The following is a 7,289-nucleotide window of genomic DNA, read 5'->3' as shown; positions in this document are numbered from 1 at the left end:
TTCTGCCGTTCATTTTTCTGCCGATACCGTGGCCCCGGTTTCCGTACCGGGTTGGCGGAAAACACCGGATCGGAATCCGGCGCTACGGAATATTCCCAAGCAGGCGGAGCCGGGCTCCGTGCCTGAGTCGCAGGGCCGACCCTCCAAAAAGCAACCGAAATGGAACATTACCCAGAATCCAGCGGGTAAATATGGTGATTCACTGCTGTGCGCTTGCTCCCGAATCTAGGGAACCCGGCGCCTGCCGGGAAAAAAGGCGCCGAAGGTGACGTTTCGGTCTTGGGCGGTGTAGCGCAATACGGAGTTGAACCATAACGGGGATAGGCAATGAATCTTTCCAGACGCAGGTTTCTAGAATATTGCGGCATCGTGGCCGGCACCATCGGACTGACGCCCGAGGATCTGCTGGGGCTGAATGAAGCGCTGGCCAATCCAAGCGCCCCCGAAGTGATCTGGCTGCATGGCAGCTCCTGCACCGGCTGCTCGGTATCGTTCCTGAACTATATCTCCGACACCGCTCCCGAAAGCGTGGTCGAAGTGCTCGCCGGGTCGATCAATCTTACCCACCACGCAACCGTCATGACCTTTGCGGGCGAAAGCTGCGGCGCGGTGCTGGAGCATGCGGTGAAGCACGGCAACTATATCCTCGTGCTCGAAGGCGGCGTGCCGACCGCGTTCGACGGTCTCTGCTGCGTGGCCTATAGCTACAAGGGCCGGGAAATCACCTATGCCGAGGTCGTCGCCGAAATGGCGTTGCATGCATCGCACGTGGTTTGCGCGGGAACCTGCTCCAGTTTCGGCGGCATCCCGGCGGCGGGAAGCAATCCCTCCGGCGTCATCCGGGTTGCGGAACATATCGCGCCCGTCGGCACCATCAACATTTCCGGTTGTCCGGCCAACCCCAACTGGGTCGTCTGGGCCATCGTGCAGCTGTTGCTGGGCAATACGGTCGCGCTGGATTCCGATGGACGGCCCACCGCGCTCTACACCCAGTCCGTGGGCCAGAATTCCAAGACCACCATTCACCAGACCTGTCCGCGCAAATCGTCGTATCAAAACAACCGGGCAACCGACATCGACGACACGGTCGGCAAATGCCTGGTCAACCTCGGCTGCCGCGGCCAGTGGACCGAGGCCAAATGCAACGGCTGCTGGAACGGAACCGAAGGCAACGGCCACTGGTGCATCGGCGTCAACTCGCCCTGCATCGGATGCGTCGAGCCCGAGTTCCCCAGTTCGCAATCCTTCTTCCAATCCTACAGCTCAGGGAGTTAAGCCATGCCCATCATCACCGCTTCCATCGATCCGGTCACCCGCATCGAAGGCCACCTCAAGGTCGATGTCGAAATCGATACCGTCGACGGCGTTCAGCAGGTGGTCGACGCCCACTGCATCGGAACCCTCTTCCGCGGTTTCGAAAAAATCATGGAAGGCCGCGACCCGCGCGACGCGCCGAACATCACCTCGCGCATCTGCGGGGTCTGCCCCACCTCGCACGGCCTGGCCGCCGCGCTCACGCTCGACCAAGCCTTCGGCGCAACCCCGCCGACCACCGGAACCATGATGCGCAACCTCGTTCACGGTGCCTGCTTCCTCGAATCGCACATCCTGCACTTCTATATTCTCAGCCTGCTCGACTACATCAAAGGGCCCGCCATGGCGCCGTGGCAACCCGGGTGGGATACCGGTCGGCGCCTCGATGCCGCCTCCGAAGCGCGCTTGCAGGGCAACTATCTCCAGGCCATCGCCATGCGCCGCAAATGCCACGAGATGGGCGCCATCTACGGCGGCAAGCTGCCGCACACCCCGTCGTTCATCGCGGGGGGATTCACCGCCGTTTCCGGCGGCACCGACAAGGCCGGATTCTTGAGCTTGCTCAACGAGATCACCGCTTTCATCGAAGGCACGCTGCTGCCCGACGTCGAGCTGCTCGCTTCGCTCTACTCCGATTATTTCGCGATTGGCCAGGGCTACGGCAACCTGCTTTCCTACGGCGTGTTCGACGAAGCCGGCGGCGGTACGCTCTTCGCTCCCGGTCGCATCGATGCGGGCGTGGCGGGCATCCAGGCCTTGGACACGGGGCGGATCGCCGAGCAGGTGACCCACTCGTGGTATGACGACGGCACCACCGGCAAGCATCCGTCCGTTGGGGAAACAGTTCCGGTGCATCCCGATTCCAAATCCGCGGGCTATTCCTGGCTCAAGGCCCCGCGCTATGACGGCGACAACTATGAGTGTGGCCCGCTTTCGCGCATGGCCGTCAACGGCGACTACCGCGGCGGCGTCTCCGTGATGGACCGCCATCTGGCACGGGCGCAGGAGGCCCTCAAGATCGCGCAGGCGATGCCGGGGTGGCTCGCCGCCGTGGCCGACGGCGACTATGGCTATGCACCGACCACCGTGCCGGATAGCGCAAGCGGGGTCGGGCTGACCGAGGCGCCGCGCGGCGCCCTGGCGCATTGGATCGGCATCGAATCCGGTCTGGTTTCGCACTACCAGATCGTCACGCCGACGTGCTGGAACTGCTCGCCGCGCGATGCCGCCGAACAGCGGGGCCCGCTGGAGGAGGCGCTCATCGGTACGCCCGTCAAAAAGGCCGACCAACCCGTCGAGGTGCTGCGCGTCATCCATTCGTTCGATCCCTGCCTCGATTGCGCCACGCATGTGATGCGGCCGGACCGCAAGGGCACGGTCTACATCGTCGATCGCAACGGAACGCGAACGGCGGAAGCATGAGCGCCAACGGTAAAGAGCGCATTGCCGTGGTCGGCATCGGCAACCTGCTGATGTCCGACGATGGCGTTGGCGTCCATGTGGTGCAGGCGTTGCAGGAGCGGAATCTCGAGAACGTGGAATTGATCGATGCCGGAACCGCCGTCCTCCACACGGCGGACTGCCTGCGCGGGGTTGACCTCGTCGTGGTGGTCGATGCACTCCAGGCGGGCCGCGAACCCGGTACGGTCTATCTGATGTCGGGCAGCGATGCGGTGGAGAACGATTATGGCTTGTCCGTGCATTCGCTGGGGCTGAAGACGGCCTTGAATTTTTTGGCACCGGGCGAGCTGCCTGCCGAGTGGACCGTGGTGGGGGTGGAGCCGGAAACGGTGGAGCAGGGCATGGGACTCTCGGAGGCCGTCCGGGCGGCGGTCCCCGGTGCCGTGCGCACGGTGGAGAATCTGATTGAGGAGTGGCGGGCATGAAAACAGGACTTTGGTTGATCTCGGGCTGTTTCGCGGCGGCGGCCGCGTTCGGCAACATCGGCGGATATTGCGGGGCGGTGGATGCCGACGGAACAAACGCCTATGTCGGTGCCGGGCAGATCCTGCTGGCGCTGGATGTTTCGAACCCGGCGGCGCCCGTTTGTTCCGGTTCGCGCTATCTGCCGGGCCTCATCGAAGATCTGCTGGTTGAGGGTTCGACGCTCTTCGCCGCCTGCGGCGATGCGGGGGTGCATAAGGTCGATCTCCCAACGCTGGAGGTGTCGGCCACCTACGACTCCCCGGGCCACGCCTACGGCCTTGCGCGGGATGGCGCCGCGCTCTATCTCGCCGACGGCGTCTCGGGCCTGCGCGTGCTCGATGCCGCCACGCTGGCCCCGACCGGTAGCTGGGTCACCAACGGCCCGGCCATGGACATCGTCGTGGACGGATCTTCGCTCTATCTGCTCGACCATTTCAACGGCGTCGTGGCGCTCGATGCCGCGCTGAACGTGACGGGCGGGTACGACCGGCTCGCCTTCGGCAACCGGATGGAATCGGATGGAACCGTGCTTTACGTGGTCGACGGACTGGGCAATCTCACGCAGGTGGACCGGGCGACCATGACCGTGAACACCAATGCCCCCGCCATCCCGACCTTCGGCCTTGCGTCCGGCAGGGCCCTCGACGGCGGCAAGCTCTATGTCGCCGAAGGTTTCGGCGGCCTCTCCATCTACGACGCGACCACCGAAACCCTGCTCGGCAACTATTCCGCCGTAGCGCGTAGCCGCGCCACCGCCATCGCCGAAGGCTGCGCCTATCTGGCGGCCGGCAGCGACGGGGTGAAAATCTTCGATCTGGCCGATCCGGCCAACCCGACCTTGCTCGCTTCCGTTGCCTGCAGCAACGCGCTTGATGTCGCGGTTTGCGGCAACCTCTTGCTGGTCGCCGACGCCTTCGAGGGGTTGGTGGCGTTCGATCTAACTTCGCCGGCCGCTCCGCTGCGTCAGGGCGCCTACGCCCCAACTTCCCCCGGGGTTGTCCGACGCGTCGGGGCCGCCGGCTCTACCGCCTATATCGCCGAGGGCTATACGGTGCATCGGATGGACCTCTCCAATCCGGCCGCGCCGACCGTGGCCGAAAGCTTCGCTTCCGCCGACTACGTCTTCGATCTCGATGTGGCCGGAACCAACGCGATCCTCGCGACCGGGACCGACTCTTCGGTGACGGTCGATGGGACGCAGGGGCTTGTCGACTGGGAGTTGACCGATCTCTCCGATCCGCTGACGCCGATCGCCGTCACCAACTTCGGGGCGCTGGTCCGCGCCATGCAACTGACGCTGGCGGGCAACGTCGTCTACGCCTCGGCCGACGACGGCGGCACGGCCGTTCTGCTCCTGCCGTCCATCACGAACGACTCCGACGGCGACGGATTCGACGATGCGTTCGAGCAACTCATCATTGATTTTGATGCCGGCGATGCGTTCGCCACGTTGGACGACGTTGATCCGGACGATGATTTCGACGGCGACGGTCTCTCGAACCTGCACGAGCAAATCGCCGGGACCTCCCCAACCGATCCGCAGTCGGTCTTCGCCATCCGCGGTATCGACGGCGAGGCCGGCGGCCCCGCCGTCAGTTGGTACAGCGAGGCGGGGCGGAGCTATACCGTGCATCGCAGCACCAACCTGGTCGTGGGCTTCCACATCCTGACGAATGGCGTTCCCGCAACCGCCCCGATCAATACGCACGTCGATGCGGATGCGCTCGACTGCGCCATGTACATGATTACCATCGATTGATTTTTTCAAAACACGGATTCGGCGCTCAGGTTTGCCGATGCCGCGCGGGGCCTCGCGCGGAACCAAATGGTGAAAAATCGCTAAACGCTTCGGCGGCTGCATGGCGATTCCAAGGGGTTTACAAAACGCGGGCGCATGCTAGATTCGCCCAAAACGAGGGCCACAGCATGAAACGGATTCTAGGTGTATTGTTGCTTTGCTTGCCGTGGGCGCATGCCGACGATTGGCAGGTGATCGGTTGGAACGATCTGGGAATGCATTGCATGGACGGGACCGACTTTTCGGTGTTCTCGATCCTGCCTCCCTACAACACGATCCACGCGCAGATTATCCACGATGGCAATCTGGTGACATCCGGCAACGGGCTGCACGTCACCTTCGAAGCCGTGGCGGACCCCGATGGGTCCATCAACACCACCTCGGCCGGAAAGATTAATTTCTGGGACCATGTGGCCGATATGTTCGGCGCGCAGCCCGCCAACGAGGTCGGGCTGGCGGGCGTGGCGATGCCCGGCCCCTCGAACACGCCGCAACCCATGGAGTTCGACTCCGCGCACCGGTGGTTCACGGGCGAGGGGATTCCCATCTCGCCGTTCGACGACGCGGGCAAGGTGAACTATTATCCGATGATGAAAGTCGTGGTGCGCAACGAGGCCGGAACGGAATTGGCCTCGACCCGGATCGTGCTGCCGGTTTCCGACGAAATGACCTGCTCGGCCTGCCACCGGTCCGGCCGCGGGGTCGACGCCCGGCCGGCAAGGGGCTGGCGCTGGCATCCCGACCCCGACAAAGACATCAAGCTGAACATTCTGCGGCTGCACGACGAAAAGCAGGCGGGCAATCCCGACTACCGAAGTGCGCTGCAAAACCAGGGCTACAACACCAACGGGCTCTATCAAACGGTGGTGGCCGACCATACGGCCATCCTTTGCGCGCGGTGCCACCGCTCCAACGCGTTGCCGGTTCCGGCCGATCCCAATGTGGTCTCGACCATGACGCAGGCGATGCATGCGCACCACGGCCAGGTCGTCGATCCTGCGTCGGGGCTGGTTCTCAACAGTTCGCTCAACCGCGATTCCTGCTATCGCTGCCACCCCGGCTCATCCACCCAATGCCTCCGCGGCGCGATGGGCGCGGCGGTGGCCGCCGATGGCGGGCTCGCGATCGAGTGCCAAAGCTGCCACGGCCAGATGAGCGAGGTCGGGGCGGCCTCGCGCAGCGGATGGTTCGACGAACCCAGCTGCCAAAGCTGCCACTCGGGAACGGCGACCGACAACAACGGCGCGATCCGTTTCCTCTCGGTGTTCGAGTCCGGCGGCGCAACGCGCGTGGCGGTCAACGATACCTTTGCCCATCCGGACGGCACGCTCTACCGCTTTTCCTCGGGCCACGGCGGCTTGCAGTGTTCGGCCTGCCACGGTTCGCCCCACGCGATCTATCCCTCCGTCCACGCCAACGACAACATCCAGAATGTCGAAATGCAGGGGCACAAGGGCACCGTGGTCGAATGTTTGAACTGCCACACGTCGCAGCCGCTCACCTTCAACGGCGGTCCCCACGGCATGCACCCGGTCGGCGACACCGCCTTCTCGCGCAAGGCCGATGGACGGCCTGAACAGTGGTTCCATGGGCAGGTACACGAGGATGGCAGTCCCGTCCCGATCACGTCTTGCCAAGCTTGCCACGGAGCGGATTATCGCGGAACCGTGCTTTCGCTTGCCCAGGCCGACCGCACCATCGGTTCGCGCACGTTCTGGCGCGGCTACCGCATCGGTTGCTACTCCTGCCACGACGGGCCCTTTTCGGAAAACGACAACAACGATCCCGCCCCTGTCGTGGCTTCGACCAGCGCATCGACAACGGCGAACGTTCCGGTGGTTGTTCCGCTGACCGCGAACGAAGGCACCATCCGCATCATCTCGCAACCGCAGAACGGAACCGTCGGCCTGGCGGGATCGACGGCGACCTATTATCCCTTCCTGAATTTTATGGGAACCGATTCGTTCACCTTCGCGGCGTGGGACGGCAAGAAGGATTCCAATCTAGGAACGGTTGCAATCACGGTGGGTGAAGGAACTTGCGTCCTCGTTTGCGAATCGCTCGTCCCGGCGCAGGCGGCTTCCCGAACCGCGCTGCCGTTCTGGGCATTCGCCGCCGTCTCGAACGGTGTTTCTAAAATTACCTATGCCTGGCGCTTTGGCGACGGCGGCGACTCGACCAACGCGCTGGCGCAACACGCCTACGGCAAGAACGGGTTTTATCCCTGGACCATCGTCGCCTCGGCGGGGGG

6 protein-coding genes are annotated in these 7,289 nt (G+C 63.9%); all 6 read left to right on the top strand.

Annotation, left to right across the window (positions count from 1 at the left end; genetic code table 11):
• Nucleotides 1-229: hypothetical protein (locus ABYO54_RS11715; protein ID WP_372808437.1), on the top strand; the 229-nt coding region annotated here is incomplete at its 5' end.
• Between the two features lie 98 nt (nt 230-327).
• Nucleotides 328-1,275, top strand: coding sequence for a hypothetical protein (locus ABYO54_RS11710; protein ID WP_372808436.1), 948 nt, complete (start codon nt 328-330; stop codon nt 1,273-1,275).
• 3 nt (nt 1,276-1,278) lie between these two features.
• Nucleotides 1,279-2,736: a nickel-dependent hydrogenase large subunit gene (locus tag ABYO54_RS11705; RefSeq protein ID WP_372808435.1), complete on the top strand. Its 1,458-nt coding sequence runs from the start codon at nt 1,279-1,281 to the stop codon at nt 2,734-2,736.
• The gene (locus ABYO54_RS11700; RefSeq protein WP_372808434.1) at nt 2,733-3,200 is read left to right on the top strand and encodes a hydrogenase maturation protease; all 468 of its coding nucleotides are present in this window, start codon (nt 2,733-2,735) and stop codon (nt 3,198-3,200) included. The genes ABYO54_RS11705 and ABYO54_RS11700 overlap by 4 nt, the downstream gene beginning before the upstream one ends.
• Nucleotides 3,197-4,999 (top strand): hypothetical protein, encoded by a 1,803-nt coding sequence (locus ABYO54_RS11695; RefSeq protein WP_372808433.1) that lies wholly within the window; start codon nt 3,197-3,199, stop codon nt 4,997-4,999. The genes ABYO54_RS11700 and ABYO54_RS11695 overlap by 4 nt, the downstream gene beginning before the upstream one ends.
• 167 nt (nt 5,000-5,166) lie before the next feature.
• On the top strand, nt 5,167-7,289 hold a 2,123-nt coding region (locus tag ABYO54_RS11690; RefSeq protein WP_372808432.1), incomplete at its 3' end, for an Ig-like domain-containing protein.

It is taken from the genome of Pontiella sp. (assembly GCF_041622395.1).
Classification (GTDB): domain Bacteria; phylum Verrucomicrobiota; class Kiritimatiellia; order Kiritimatiellales; family Pontiellaceae; genus Pontiella.
Note: the sequence above shows the minus strand (reverse complement) of the source record. Positions and strands in the feature narration are given on the sequence as shown.